Here is a 14,336-nt window from a genome sequence, read left to right as displayed (position 1 = left end):
TCACTTGAGGCTATCCATGTTGAAACTTTCTGATAAATTCCTGCTGGTTACCGCCTGCCTGCTGCTGGTTCTCCCTCAGTCAGCCCCGGCTGCGGAAGCGCCCATTGATTATTCAAAACAGGTCGCCCCCCTGCTCCGCAAATATTGTGAAGGCTGTCATACAGCAGACGACGGGGAAGGAAAATTCTCGACAGAGACTTTCGCTGACCTACTCAAAGGGGGAGAACATGGCCCTGCGGTCTTGCCGGGTGACAGTCAATCGAGTCGCCTGATCCGCATGATCAAGGGCGAACTTAAACCGGTAATGCCTCCGGAAGACAGCGGCGAGAAACTGACGGCTGCTGAAATCACGGTACTGACGGAATGGATCAACCAGGGAGCTAAAGGCCCCTCAGGCAAGGAACCACTGCGAATGGAACTGACCGTTCCTGAGATCAAACCGGCACAGGGAATCTCCAAACCGATTGCGTCCCTGGTCTGGTCTCCCGCAAGCGACCTGATTGCCATCGCCCGTTTCTCTGAGATTGACCTGCTTTCAGGGAAATCGAACAAACTGGTACGCACCATCAAAGGTCTGCCCGGGAAAGTGAATTCGGTTCGCTTCAGTAACGATGGCAAGTGGCTGATCATATCTTCGGGAACGACAGGGTTGTTCGGCCAGGCGGACATCTGGGAAGTGAGTACTGGGAAAAAGCTCCACGAATTTGTAGGCCATAAAGATGTTCTCTATGCAGCACAGGTCAGCCCGGACCAGAAATGGCTGGCGACTGGAAGTTACGATAACAACATTATTCTCTGGGATATCGCAACCGGCAAAAAAGTCAGAACGTTAAGCGGGCACAACGGTGCGATTTTTGATCTCGCATTCAGCCCGGATTCGACGGCACTCGCGAGTGCCTCTGCGGATGCAACGGTCAAAGTCTGGCAGGTTGCCACGGGAGAACGTCTGGATACACTGAGTCAACCTCTCAAGGAACAGACATCAGTGAGCTTCAGCCCGGACGGGAACTACATCGTCGCCACGGGAGCCGATAACCGGATTCGTAAATGGCGATTTGTTTCCCGGAAGTCGGCAAGAATCAATCCCCTGGTGATTGCCCGCTTCGCGCATGAAAGCCCGGTGATTCAGATCACTTATTCCCCGGATGGGAAATGGCTGGCTTCCATTTCGGATGACCGTTCGCTGAAAATCTGGGATGCAGACCAGTTGCAGTTACTGCATGTGATTGAAAACCTGCCCGCAATCCCCACGTCGGTCGCTTTCGCACCCGATTCACAGACAGCCATCGTGGGCTTCAGTAACGGACAGCTGAAGCGGTTTGCACTACCTTCCAACCTTCCTGCAGGCAGGACTGGGCAGATTATTGCCCGACAGTCTCCTGAAACAGATGAATTCACACCAATGGCCTCTGCGACAGCAGTGCAGATTAAAGAACAGGAACCCAACAACCAGCCTGGGCAGGCGACGCCTCTCAAGGGAGTCTCTGTCGTCGCCAGCGGTCTGATCAATGGCTCTCAGCCCGGACAGACCGATGTCGACCTGTACCAGTTCCAATCCAAAGCGGGCCAGGAATGGCTGATTGAAACTAACGCCGCCCGTAAGAAATCAAAGCTCGATTCCAAAATTGAAGTTCTGAATGCTGAGGGCAACCAGATTCCGCGAGTCTTGTTACGCGCAGTACGTGACTCGTATTTCACCTTCCGCGGCAAAGATTCCAACATCGTCAACGATTTCCGCATCCATAACTGGCGCGAGATGGAATTGAACGAGTACCTGTATTGCAACGGGGAAGTCGTCAAACTCTGGCTCTACCCCCGTGGTCCCGACTCGGGCTTCAACGTTTATCCGGGTCTCGGTCGGCGTTATACCTATTTTGGCACCTCGCCGATCACGCATGCGTTACACGAACCCTGCTATATCGTCGATCCCTATCCTGCGGGAACCGAACTACCTCCCAACGGACTGCCGGTGTTTACAATTTTCTACGAGAACAACGACGATGGCAGACGCGAGCTGGGAGATGACTCGCGACTGATCTTCAAAGCCCCCAAGGACGGCACCTACCTGGTGCGTGTTTCGGACGTGCGAGGTTTTCAAGGGCAGGATTTTCATTATGATCTGACAGTTCGTCCCCGTCAGCCCGATTTCAAAGTGACACTGAATGGAGCCAATCCCAAGGTCAACGCTGGCAGTGGACAGGAAATTGAACTGATCGCCCAGCGAATTGATGGTTTTGATGGTCCGATCCGCGTGGACATTTCTGATGTTCCCCCTGGCCTGCATGTTACCAGTCCCATCATCATTCAGGCTGGTCACGACCGGGCTTATGGAACAATTTACGCCGATCCCGTTGAGGAAACGAACGGCCCACTGGTTGCTCCCCACCCCTCAGATAGCCGTTACAAGAGTGTAAACGTCTCCGCCACCGCGACCATCACAGGCAAAGAAGTCAGCCATAATGTCAATCCTCTTGGTGTGGTCCAGGTTCAGAAGAAGCCGCGTCTGATGATTCGCATGGTCGCCCTCGATTCAGACGGATTGAGCATCGCCGGAGATCAGCTGGCTGAAATCCCAGACAAACCGCTGGAACTGACGATCCATCCAGGTGAAACAATCGCCGCTAAGGTCGTGGTGCTGAGGGATGGTTACAAAGGTGTCGTCGGCTTTGGTCGTGAATATGCCGGCCGAAATCTGCCACACGGCGTGTTTGTCGACAACATCGGCCTGAACGGTTTATTGCTGCTGGATGATCAGAGCGAACGAACATTCTACCTGACCGCCGCGAAATGGGTGCCTGAAACAACCCGGCTGTTCCACCTGCGTGCTGATCAGGAAGGCAGACAGACTTCCATCCCCGTCCTACTGCACGTCAAAGGGAAAGATAAGCTGGCCAACCGATCGAACTGAGCTGACAACCATTTGAAAGCGACACATCCGGACTCGATGACCGTCTATCTGGTTCATTCAGGTAATGGCAGTGACGGGTTGGAGCTCAGATCAGGCAGAGGAGCGTGAGGATAATCGACGGGCTGATAATGAATCGCCAGTTCGGGCGTCTGCAGTTTTTTACAGCCCTGAAACCGTGAATTCAGAGTACGATCGAGAATCCCGCTGGTTAACAGCGTACGCTCGACAGGATAACTGGGTTGTCCTGTATGGAACATGCGTTCGATGGCCTTCAGCAGGTAGGCGAAATGCGGATGCGCGGGTTCGGTACGTTCTTCGAACTGGGTCGCCAGCGGTTGTGGCTGACCTTTGAGCTTCAGGGCTACTGACGTTCGATTCACGGACTGCAGCATGAAAACGGCTCCCATGAACCCATCGTTGTATTGAAACAGGAACAGCCCCGCATCAGGATCTTTGCGGACATCCCCTTCCCTCACTTTCGGCACCTCAGCGAGTGCCGCATCGAAGAGAGCCTGCGAGACAATCCCCTGATCGAGAACGGCCCACATGGCAGCTCCCTCCAGGTATTGAACCCATTTCACGCCTGTTTCCGCTCCCCGGCGGCGTTCCACCAGGCACTGAAAGCTCTCAAGGGCATGAATGCCATAGATGTCGAGCCCCGAGTAACCGATGCCGACCGCCGCTTCAATTTCAGACCCCGGGGGGACTTTGATTTCCGGTTTCCGATATGTGAGGGGTAGAGAAGAACCGGCCATGAAAGGGATTTTCATCTCCCGGGCACGATCATACATCCATTTGGCATCATTCCAGACCGGCCCGGGATGCTTATCATTGAAAACAGGTACAACCCGCTCATACTTGCGGAAGGTGTCGGTAATCTCTTTGAAAAAACGACGACGCGGATAGAGCTGCTGCCCTTTTTCGTTAAAGGGGTAGTCACCGTGCTCCCCGATACTAATGACTCCATCCACGGGAATCTGGTTCCCACCCACCGTAACTGTTTTTTCAATCGTATCGAAAACTGGTATGCTATATTTTTCAGCCATCCGGCGAGAGAGGTCCCGATCGGAGACCTGATCTACATATAAAGATGACAGCTTCAGTGCAGGTCCCGGACCACCATCCTGTTTCCAGCCCTCCAGGATTTTCCCAATCAGCACATCAGCGTGAGTCCCTGGCTCATAAATGGAAATCACCGCTGCGACCGACTTTGGCTTCACCGGATTTTTCAAAGTCGCATAGCCACGTTGGGTAGAAACGCCACACGCGAGTGCAGCAGCACCGGCCAGCAAGTCCCGGCGAGTGATGTATTGTGAATCATTCATTGTTCCGCCTCAGCCCTGCAGGGATTCTGACAGGTGACCCGAAAGAAAAGTAGACTCCTGATTCCAGATGGAATTCAGGAGTCTACGTCATAGCAAGATAAGTTAATCAGTTGCGAAGTACTTCTGTCAGGAAATCCTGGTACTTCGTGCTGACTCTAGTCTTTCTTCTTAAACAGCTCGTGTTTTGAATTCCCACCAGATCGCAGGTAGGCGAGCAGATCAAGGGCTTCTTCCTTCGTCAGCGTATCCACCAGCCCGGTCGGCATCATGGATGATTTGGAAGGCATCATCTCCTCAACGCTATCTCGGTTAATCGATGCCAGATCACTGGGATTGGTCATATCGGTCAGCACCATCAGGTTTTTACCACTCAGGTTAATGACCCGCCCGTTGACAACACGACCATCATCCAGAATGAACATAGTGGAGGCGTACTGATCGGAAATCACCTTGGAAGGCTCGATAATCGATTCGAGCAGGTTCTGGGCATTGAAACGCCCACCGACGCCGGTCAGGTCGGGTCCAATGGTTCCCCCTTCACCGGCAAACCGATGACATTTGAAACAGGCCGCCACAGCAAACATTTCGCGGCCCCGTTCAAAGTTCCGCTGGCCATCATCGTTATTGGCTGCGTGTAACAGTTCATCAACGGTCCACTTTTTCACAACCGGTCGTGGCGGCCCCTGAGATACCGGTTCGGCTTTTTCCAGATTGATTTCCAGAACCGGTTTAAGGGCTTTCTCTTCCGCATCGGTCAGCGTTTTGATGGCTTCCGCACGGATGTTAACCAGGAACTTATCAAATGATCTCCCGCCCTTGTGAGCAATCGACTTCAGATACCATTCGAAATAACGTTTCCGCAGGTCATTGTTCCAGCCACTGGCCAGACTGCTGAGTACCTTGGCATAGTGGATCTGCTCTTCCTGGGTCAGGGCTTTGTCCTGAAGTGCCAGAGTTCGCTCGATCACTTTCGGTGCGTTCAGATAAACCAGCAGACGACTGAGCTCCCGGTTCATGAAGACATCACTGGCAGGATAAGACTTGTCGATTTGTGCCAGAACATCAATCCGTTCCCGCTCAGTCGGTTCACCGAGTCTGATGAAGACGAGCTGATAGAGACGCAGCAGATCCATTTTCTCGGTCTGAGATAATGCTGCCCAGTCGAGGCCGTTCAGTTTCTCCAGCAGGGCGTGTTTGACAGCTGGTTTTCCATTCCGGGCCAACGCGATCCCTGCATTGATCAAAGTAGCGGGATCCTGTTCGATCAACACGCAGTTCTGCCACTGTTCGACAGGCTGATGTTCCAGGGCAATCCGGGCAGCATAACGAATGTGACGATCAGCATGCCCCAGGTAAGGCCAGACCTTGTAAACGACTTCTTCGTTCTGCTGTTCGTGATATTTTTCCAGATCACGACGCAGTGCCCGATAACCGGCGAGCTCGGCAGGAGTCGCCGACACGGGAGCCGTCGATTCTTTACCGGTGTAGGTAATCCGGTACAGACCGGACTGGGTGCGGCGTCCACCAATCGTGAAGTACAGCGCCCCATCAACCGGATTGACAACCAGATCGGTAACCGGCAGAGGTGTTGCCGAAGCAAATTTTTCATAGGTTGCGACGTAAGACGCTCCCTGGGGCTTCATATGCACAGCGTAAATGATGCCGTAGCTCCAGTCGGAGATGAACAGCGATTGCTGGTACTTCGCAGGGAATTTGGTTCCGGTTCCGAAAACAATCCCTGTGGGCGAGCCCTGACCGATATCTACCACAGCCGGCAGACTGTCGGGATAGTAAGCAGGCCATTTGCCCGTTCCTGAACGCCAGCCGAATTCGCTGCCGCTGGTCACGTGATTGACGCGAGTCGGACGGTACCACGGAGATCCCACGTCCCATTCCATATCGGCATCGTAAGTAAACAGTTCCCCTTCCGGATTGAAGGCGATGTCGTATTCGTTGCGGAAACCACTACTGACTAATTCGAATTCCTTCCCTTCCGGATCGGTACGACAGATCCAACCACCGGGTGCCAGCTTACCAGCCGCATGTCCGCGGGCATCCCACAGACGTGGCAGCAGCAGGTCCTCATCCCAGTTGCGGGGAACGAGTGATTTTTCAGGGTTGGGCAGATCGGTATGGTTGCCGGCAGCGATGTAGAGTGACTTTTTATCGGGAGAGAGAATGATCGCATGGGGACCATGCTCTCCGGCACCTTTAATCTCACGCAGGAACTGCACATCGTCGAACTGATCATCTCCGTTGGTGTCTTTGAGACGATAGAGACCGGAAGGACGCGTATCCCCACCATTCACAACGGCGTACAGACTGTCGAAGGCATAGAGCAGACCATGCGCCATTCCCATATCGACATTCAGTTTTTCAACCTGGGTATCGTTGGTTTTAGCACCAATCTTAGCTGGCGTGATGCGATAGAGAGCACCGTATTGATCAGAGGCGATCAGACGGCCTTTCGGATCGATGGTCATACTGACCCACGACCCTTCGACATCGGTAGGTACCGAGTAAAGCAATTCGACTTTGTAACCCTCAAGCAACTTGATCTGATCGACCGGGGTGGCAGTCGCAGAACGCGGCGGTTCAGAATCCTCCAGCGAGATCGACTCGATTTCTACCAGTCCCTTGCGGCTGGAAGGATCGAAGCGGAGTCCCGTCAGAGGAGAGTCAGCGTAAAACACAAAGGTCAAGTCTTGCCAGTCTTTGTTATTTCCACGGGTATCGAACTTATCAGAACGTTCGTCGGCATACCCGTTTTTCTGTTCTGTTTTCCAGTAGAGTTCTCCACGCAGTCGATAGGGAGCCCGCAGACGGACTTTGACTTTCTTCCAACCAGCCGGAGATTTGAGTTCGCGGCCAAAATGGGGATCTTTACCAGTGCTGTTTACCTGCAGCAGATTGTCTTTGACATCCAGAGTGCAGTCACGATAGGGAGTCCACCCGTGTTCTTTCTGTTTGAAGGTCCAGACTTGAGTCGAATCGGGTGCGCTGGAATCTTTGGCCGCGAGCATGGCCTGGGATACCAGCAGAACACTGGTAGCAATACACAATGTTTTTAGTGCTTGAATCACGTTGCTGCCCCTGTAATGCATTAAAAGTTAGATGAAATATGAAGTTGAATGGGATTGTGCCATTGAACAGCGAGACTGATAGTCTGTTTCATCAGATCGTCTCAAGAGATCAATCACACGGGAAGGTAAGCCTGTGACGGAGGAGAGAATGCCCCGGGTAGGCGATCTCTTATGATAACAGCCAATTGAAGCATTGAAAACCAGTCTGTATTCTTTTTTATTTATTGATTTGGCTCGGGTATACTCGATATTTCTACGAAATCATTGCATCATGTGACTGAGTCAATCATCATAATATCAACATTTCATTCGACCTGATCTTACGCACAATAAATACAAGGAGCCTCACTTGATGACCTGTCGCGAACTGATTCGGAGCTGCACCCTTTTTGCAACTATCTTAAGTATTTCGATTCTGTTACCCGCCTGTAACCAGCAGAAAGGGAACGGTAAAAAAACAGTTGCTTTCGTCACAAACGGAGTCGACCCGTTCTGGGTGATTGCCCAGAGAGGTGCTGAAAAAGCGGGTGAAGATCTGGATGTGAATGTCGAAGTGAGAATGCCCCCCCAGGGTGTGGCGGATCAGAAACGAATGGTTCAGGAACTGCTGGCTCAGAACGTCGACGGCATCGCGATCAGCCCGATTGATCCAGAAAATCAAAATGAGCTGTTAAAAGAAATCGCTGAGCGATCGATTCTGATCACTCAAGATTCCGACGCACCGGAAAGTCCACGTCAGTGCTATATCGGCATGGATAACTACACCGCCGGTCGCATGTGTGGAGAACTGGTCAAAGAAGCCCTGCCGGATGGAGGCGAGGTCATGCTGTTTGTAGGGCGTCTGGGTCAGGCCAATGCCCGTCAACGCAGGCAGGGTGTGATTGACGAACTGATGGATCGCTCGCACGACGGTTCCCGCTACGACGAACCAGGTGAGGTCATCAAGAATGACAAATACTCGATTCTGGATACCCGTACGGATGACTTCGACCATCCGCAGGCCAAAGCAAATGCGGAAGACGCGATTGCCAAGTATCCCAATTTAAAATGCATGGTGGGTCTGTTTGCCTACAATCCCCCGCTCTGCCTAGAGGCGATTCGTGACGCCGGTAAACTGAAAGAAATCAAGGTTGTCTCATTTGACGAAAATGAAGCCAGCCTGCAGGGAATTATGGATGGGACGGTCGTAGGCACCGTCGTTCAAAACCCTTACCAGTACGGCTACGAATCGGTACGCGTTTTGAAAGCACTCGCCAACGGTGACAAATCAGTGATCCCGGAAAATGAGATTTTGCACATTCCAGCTCGCAAAATCCGTAAGGACAATGTTGAGGAGTTCTGGACCGAACTGAAATCACTGCTCGGCGATTCCGCGAAAAAAGATCAGGATCAGCCCGCAAACGAGACAACAAAATCTGCAAAGAAAACTGATCTGGGAGCAACACCAGACCCCCGTTACCCACAACAGCAGAAAGAACCGCAGAAGGATGAGTAGTCCTGCCACGACTCATCCGGCACCACTTCTCGAAGTAGTTCAGATCTCCAAACAGTTTCCTGGCGTTAAAGCCTTGAGCCAGGTCAGCCTGTCGTTAAACCATGGAGAAGTACTGGCCGTCATTGGTGAAAATGGTGCCGGTAAAAGTACGCTGATGAAAATTCTGGCGGGTGTCCAGCCACCAGATTCGGGAAAACTGCTGATCGAAGGAGCAGAAGTCTCAATCTCCGACGTAGAGGCTGCGTTGGAGAACGGGATCGCCCTGATTCACCAGGAGTTGAACCTCTGTGAGAATCTGGACATCGCAGCCAATATTTTTCTGGGACGAGAACCCGCTTCCTGGAATGTGATTAACCAGCAGCAGACTTACCTCGAATCCGAAAAACTGCTCAAACAGGTGGGTCTGAATCTTCCCCCGCAAACCCTGGTAGGGGACCTGACCGTCGGACAGCAACAGATGGTCGAAATTGCCAAGGCTCTTTCCATCAATGCCCGAATTCTGATTATGGATGAACCCACCTCGTCCCTTTCTCTGCATGAATCGGAGGCCCTGTTCGCCGTCATCCGCGAGTTGAAGGCACGAGGGGTCAGTGTGATTTACATTTCCCATCGGCTGGGAGAGGTCAATGACCTGGCCGATCGTGTCGTCGTCTTACGCGATGGAGAAAACGCCGGCGATCTGGATCGTGGCTCGATCTCTCATGAACGGATGGTGCAATTAATGGTGGGCAGGAATGTCTCCCAGTTTTTTCCACATACGCCCCATGAACCCGGTCCGGTCGTCATGGAAGTCAAGAATCTCCGCACGCCTGCTTATCCATCTCACTTCATCAACTTCTCGATCAGGCAGAATGAAATCGTTGGGATTTCAGGACTGGTCGGAGCAGGCCGCACAGAACTGATGCAGGTGCTGTTTGGCATCGACTCTCCACTCAGTGGTTCCATCTCTGTCAACGGACAGGCAATACAGATCAATTCTCCCAAGGATGCCATCCGAGCGGGTCTGGCGCTGGTACCCGAAGACCGTAAACTGCAGGGACTGGTGCTGGAGATGGCAGTCCGCGAAAACATGAGTCTGGCCAGCCTGACGCGCGATCGAAAATCACTGGGTCGAATTAACTTCAATCAGGAACGCAACATCTCCGAAGAGATGATCGCGGCGATGAAGATCAAAACTCCCAGCGACAGTCAGATCGTGCAGTTTTTATCTGGCGGAAATCAACAGAAGGTCGTGCTGGGAAAATGGCTGGCCATGAATCCCCGCGTGCTGCTGCTCGACGAACCCACCCGCGGCGTTGATATTGGCGCGAAAGAAGAAATCTACACACTGATGAATCAACTGGCCTCTCAAGGCATGGCGGTCCTGTTCGTCAGTAGCGATCTGGAAGAGATCCGCGGTATCTCTGACCGTGTGCTGGTCATGCATGAGGGACAGATGACAGGTGAACTCTCCCGCGATGAATTGAGCGAGGAGGCCATCATGCAACTGGCGACCGGCCAGACACTCAGCCACAGTCAGACGCAATGATCATCTAAGCTGAAATCATACCTGAGAATCAGAATCATGAAAAAAATACTGGGAATCCTAATCTTACTGATTGTTGTCTGCGGCGTGACTGCCGTCTCGAATGAGAACTTTGTGTCTGCGTATAACATTCAGAATGTGACGCGACTCACATCCCTGTTTGGAATTATCAGTATTGGCGTCGCCTTTGTCATCATTTCCGGCGGCATTGATCTGTCGATCGGTTCGGTGATCTGCCTGATTGGAACCATGTTGCCATACCTGCTGGCCAAAGGGGTTCCCGTTCCGCTCGCCTTCCTGATCGTCGGCGCTCTCTCGATCTGTATCGGCCTCGCACATGGCTTACTGATTACCAAACTGAAACTGCAACCCTTTATCGTGACCCTGTGTGGCCTGTTGATCTATCGGGGTGTCGCCCGGGGGATTACCGAGGATCAAACCCAGGGCTTCGGCACGGCTCATGCAGGACTCCGCTATCTCGCGACGGGTAAAATCGATCTCCCCTTCATCGAAGGATTCAAGCTACCTGTGCCGTTCCTAATCATGCTCGGCCTGGCTCTGCTGGCTGCTTTCCTGCTGAATAAAACGATTTTTGGGCGCTATCTGAAAGCCATCGGAAACAATGAGGCAGCCGCCCGGTATTCCGGCATCAAAACCGATAAAGTTGTGATCACGGCTTATGTGATCTGCTCGTTCCTGGCGGGTATCGGGGGCATTCTGTTCGGCCTGGATATCAACTCGGTCCAGCCCGAGGGGATTGGTAATTTTTACGAACTGTACGCGATTGCAGCAGCGGTACTGGGGGGATGCAGTATTCGCGGCGGTGAAGGGACGATTCTGGGAGTGGTAATCGGTGCCGCTCTGATGCGGGTTCTGCGTAATTCAATCACCATGCTGGGGATTCCCTCCCAGCTGGAATTTGCTATCATTGGTGCAGTAATTCTGGTCGGCGTCGTCTCGGACGAACTTGTGAAACGTTATGCACAGAAACGCCGGGCGATTCAGCAGGCCAGACAGACATCGGGATAGTCGTTTCGAAAGCTTCGGAATCATCAGTATGATCACCTACGAATATTTTTGTGAATCAAACAACGAAACAGTTGAAGTCAGCCATCGCATGAACGAATCGCTCAAAACCTGGGGTGAAGTCTGCGAGAAAGCAGGAGTCCCCCTCAACGGCACTCCCGCGTCAGCTCCAGTCGAACGTCTGATCTCAGGCGGATTGCTTTTCAAAGGGGAAAGCAGCAATAAAAAATCTCAACTTCCCATGGCCGATCCCGGCTGTGGACGATCCAATTGCTGCCGCCACCATTAATCTTCACATTTCCGCGTCATTGCATTGTGCTGCTGCCTGATGTGACTGTCACGACAAAAGGTATCCCGTGTCTCTCTTCCGGATAAAAAATGGAACGGTCTACGATCCAGCCAATGGAGTCAATGGTGAGGTCCGCGACCTCTGGATTCAGGATGGTAAGATCATCGACCGTCCCCTGGATGCAGACTCGTTCACCGGTAAAACCCTGGATGCCAGCGGCTACACCGTGATGCCGGGTGGGATCGATATGCACTGTCATATTGCCGGTCCCAAAGTGAACGCAGGCCGAAAAATGACGCCCGAGATGAAGCGTCAGGCTGCCCCCATCTTCCGCACAGAACAGACGCGTTCCGGCACAGGAGGCGTGGTGCCCAGCACATTCGCCACCGGCTACCTGTTTGCCAGTATCGGCTATACCACGGCCATGGACGCCGCTATTCCAGGATTGCACGCCCGCCATGCCCATGAGGAACTGCAGGACACGCCGATTCTGGATAAAGGTTTCTACCTGCTGTTCGGCAACAATCATTTCGTAATGAAGCATCTGCGGAATCAGGATCAGAATGCGCTGGACTCCTACTGCGCCTGGCTGCTGGAATCGGCCAAGGGTTACACAATCAAGATCGTCAATCCGGGGGGCGTTGAAGACTGGAAACAGATCAGTCGCAAATCAATGTGGGAACTGGACGCTCCCGTAGAAGGTTTCGGCGTGACACCCCGCCAGATTGTACGCGGACTGGCAGGTACCGCTGATCGCCTGGAACTCCCCCACTCAGTGCATATCCACTGTAATAATCTGGGAATTCCCGGCAACTGGGAAACCACTCTGAACACAATGGAATCGCTCGAGGGGCATCGAGGCCATTTGGCACACGTCCAGTTTCACTCGTATGATGGCGATCCCAACGACCCGAGCAGCTTTTCCTCGGCTACCCAGAAACTGGTCGATTATGTCCAGTCACACGAAAACATCACGGTGGACGTGGGACACATCAATCCCGGACTGACCCTCTCCATGACCGGGGATACGCCGTTCAGTCAGTTCCTGCATAATATCAATCGCAATAAGTGGTATACCGCCGATTGCGAACTAGAAAGCAGCTGTGGTGTGATTCCGATTGAATACCGTCCGCAGCGGAGCCTGATTCATGCCGTCCAATGGGCGATCGCCCTGGAATGGTATCTGCTGATGGAAGACCCCTGGCGGGTCGTGATGACCAGCGATCACCCCAATGGTGGTGCCTTCTATCATTATCCTGAGATTATATATCTGCTGATGGATAAAAGCTTCCGTGACGAATTCCTGTCACAGATGCCTGAAGCGATCCGTGAGCGAAGCGTACTGGCCGATCTGACGCGCGAGTATTCGCTCTATGAAATCGCCATTATTACCCGGGCTGCTCCTGCCCGTGTGCTGGGCATGAAAGACAAAGGGCATCTGGGCACCGGCGCTCATGCTGACATCACAATTTACTCCCCACAGCAAAACCGCCAGGAAATGTTTGAACGCCCCCGCTGGGTCTTTAAAGATGGAGAGATGGTTGTTGCCGATGGGGAAATTCAGACGCACCATTTCGGACGCACCTTCTTCACCGCTCCTGAATTTGACCAGGAATTCCTGCCTCAGATCAAGGACTGGTTTAACGATCACTACTCGATCCGCTTTGGTAACTATCAGATCGATGAGGGTGAACTGCCGCTGGCTGAAAAAATAGCCTGCACACCCGAATAAACACCTCATCGCTATTTAAGAAACAAGGCAGTGCGGGCAGCAGGCTTCTCCAGTAACGTTAGATGGGGGAGATCGGTGGCATCGCTTTATCCAATGCCTTTTCGGATAAGACGTCTTCTTCCAGAGGCAGGAACTGACCCTCATCCGGATTGAAATTGAATACCTCACCAGTTTCGAATTTATAAACCCAGCCATGCAGCTTTAATTCTCCCCGGCTTACCGCAGCAGCTACCGAGGGGTGCGTTTTCAGGTTTTCAATCTGTACGAGTACATTTTCCTGAACGGTCAGAATCAGTCGTTTTTCGGGCTCGGTAAGATGCCCGTAATTCTCATCCACGATCCGACGCGTACACTCGGCGTGTTCCAGATAACTTTTGACAGCAGGCATCTTCTCAATGAGCTCGGGATTGAGCAGACCTGACATGGCCCCGCAATGGGAGTGGCCACAGACGATGATGTCCTTCACTTTGAGCGCACTTACCGCATACTCGATTGTCGCAGCTTCACCACCGTGAACCGCTCCATAAGCTGGTACAATATTACCGGCAGTTCGCTGAATAAACAGTTCTCCAGGTTTGGTCTGAGTCATGTAATTCGGATTGATTCTGGAGTCCGAACAGGTGATGAACAAGGCGAGCGGATGCTGCCCTTCAACCAGAGTTTCAAACAGCTTCTGGTCCTGGCTGAAATAGTTTCTTTGAAACTTGTGAATTCCATCGACAAGTTTTTGCATCTCATTACTCCCAAGATATTTAAATGTTGTTCAATTACCGCGGTAATGTAGTCAAAGAGAAGTTTTGATAAAACACCTTTTCTCAGACATTCTAGTCAGTCTCTCAGACAATAAATGTTGATATCAGTATAATAATATAAATGTGTGATAGGTGAGATAATCTGCTTATTCGATAACCACCCACCCAAAATATACAATTATACACATCCCTGATCTCGAC

General features: G+C 52.2%; 9 protein-coding genes. 6 read left to right on the top strand and 3 right to left on the bottom strand.

Features of this window, described 5'->3' with window-relative positions; genetic code table 11:
- Positions 1–16: 16 nt before the first annotated feature.
- Positions 17–2,908, top strand: a complete 2,892-nt coding sequence (locus tag FYZ48_RS03610) for a c-type cytochrome domain-containing protein (protein WP_149337620.1) — start codon at positions 17–19, stop codon at positions 2,906–2,908.
- 53 nt (positions 2,909–2,961) lie between these two features.
- On the opposite strand, the gene FYZ48_RS03605 is transcribed toward FYZ48_RS03610, so the two are convergent.
- Both FYZ48_RS03605 and FYZ48_RS03600 read right to left on the bottom strand, forming a co-directional pair.
- Entirely contained in the window at positions 2,962–4,233 is a 1,272-nt protein-coding gene (locus FYZ48_RS03605) for a hypothetical protein (protein WP_242022367.1), read from the bottom strand.
- A gap of 155 nt (positions 4,234–4,388) precedes the next feature.
- Positions 4,389–7,316: a c-type cytochrome gene (locus FYZ48_RS03600; protein ID WP_149337618.1), complete on the bottom strand. Its 2,928-nt coding sequence runs from the start codon at positions 7,314–7,316 to the stop codon at positions 4,389–4,391.
- Positions 7,317–7,668: 352 nt separating this feature from the next.
- Between FYZ48_RS03600 and FYZ48_RS03595 the strand changes: the two genes are divergently transcribed.
- From FYZ48_RS03595 to FYZ48_RS03575, 5 genes are all read left to right on the top strand, one after another.
- Positions 7,669–8,811, top strand: coding sequence for a sugar-binding protein (locus FYZ48_RS03595; protein WP_242022366.1), 1,143 nt, complete (start codon positions 7,669–7,671; stop codon positions 8,809–8,811).
- Positions 8,804–10,339 carry a sugar ABC transporter ATP-binding protein gene (locus FYZ48_RS03590; RefSeq protein ID WP_149337614.1) on the top strand — a complete coding sequence of 512 codons (1,536 nt, stop codon included), beginning with the start codon at positions 8,804–8,806 and terminating at the stop codon, positions 10,337–10,339. Before FYZ48_RS03595 ends, FYZ48_RS03590 begins: the two co-directional genes overlap by 8 nt.
- A 36-nt stretch (positions 10,340–10,375) precedes the next feature.
- Entirely contained in the window at positions 10,376–11,365 is a 990-nt protein-coding gene (locus FYZ48_RS03585) for an ABC transporter permease (RefSeq protein ID WP_149337612.1), read from the top strand.
- A gap of 28 nt (positions 11,366–11,393) precedes the next feature.
- A complete protein-coding gene (locus FYZ48_RS03580) occupies positions 11,394–11,651 on the top strand; it encodes a zinc ribbon domain-containing protein (RefSeq protein ID WP_149337610.1) in 258 nt (85 codons plus the stop codon).
- A 67-nt stretch (positions 11,652–11,718) separates the two neighbouring features.
- Positions 11,719–13,383, top strand: coding sequence for a formylmethanofuran dehydrogenase subunit A (locus FYZ48_RS03575; RefSeq protein WP_149337608.1), 1,665 nt, complete (start codon positions 11,719–11,721; stop codon positions 13,381–13,383).
- 58 nt (positions 13,384–13,441) lie between these two features.
- Here FYZ48_RS03575 and FYZ48_RS03570 read toward each other — a convergent pair whose 3' ends face one another.
- Positions 13,442–14,116: a carbonic anhydrase gene (locus FYZ48_RS03570; RefSeq protein WP_145187554.1), complete on the bottom strand. Its 675-nt coding sequence runs from the start codon at positions 14,114–14,116 to the stop codon at positions 13,442–13,444.
- Positions 14,117–14,336: the final 220 nt, after the last annotated feature.

It is taken from the genome of Gimesia chilikensis, assembly GCF_008329715.1.
Lineage (GTDB): Bacteria > Planctomycetota > Planctomycetia > Planctomycetales > Planctomycetaceae > Gimesia > Gimesia chilikensis.
Note: the sequence above shows the minus strand (reverse complement) of the source record. Positions and strands in the feature narration are given on the sequence as shown.

Coding starts and splice junctions, on each gene's coding strand:
- FYZ48_RS03580 (WP_149337610.1), top strand. CDS start 11,394: ATGATCACCTACGAATATTTTTGTGAATCAAACAACGAAACAGTTGAA.
- FYZ48_RS03610 (WP_149337620.1), top strand. CDS start 17: ATGTTGAAACTTTCTGATAAATTCCTGCTGGTTACCGCCTGCCTGCTG.
- FYZ48_RS03595 (WP_242022366.1), top strand. CDS start 7,669: ATGACCTGTCGCGAACTGATTCGGAGCTGCACCCTTTTTGCAACTATC.
- FYZ48_RS03570 (WP_145187554.1), bottom strand. CDS start 14,116: ATGCAAAAACTTGTCGATGGAATTCACAAGTTTCAAAGAAACTATTTC.
- FYZ48_RS03585 (WP_149337612.1), top strand. CDS start 10,376: ATGAAAAAAATACTGGGAATCCTAATCTTACTGATTGTTGTCTGCGGC.
- FYZ48_RS03590 (WP_149337614.1), top strand. CDS start 8,804: ATGAGTAGTCCTGCCACGACTCATCCGGCACCACTTCTCGAAGTAGTT.
- FYZ48_RS03605 (WP_242022367.1), bottom strand. CDS start 4,233: ATGAATGATTCACAATACATCACTCGCCGGGACTTGCTGGCCGGTGCT.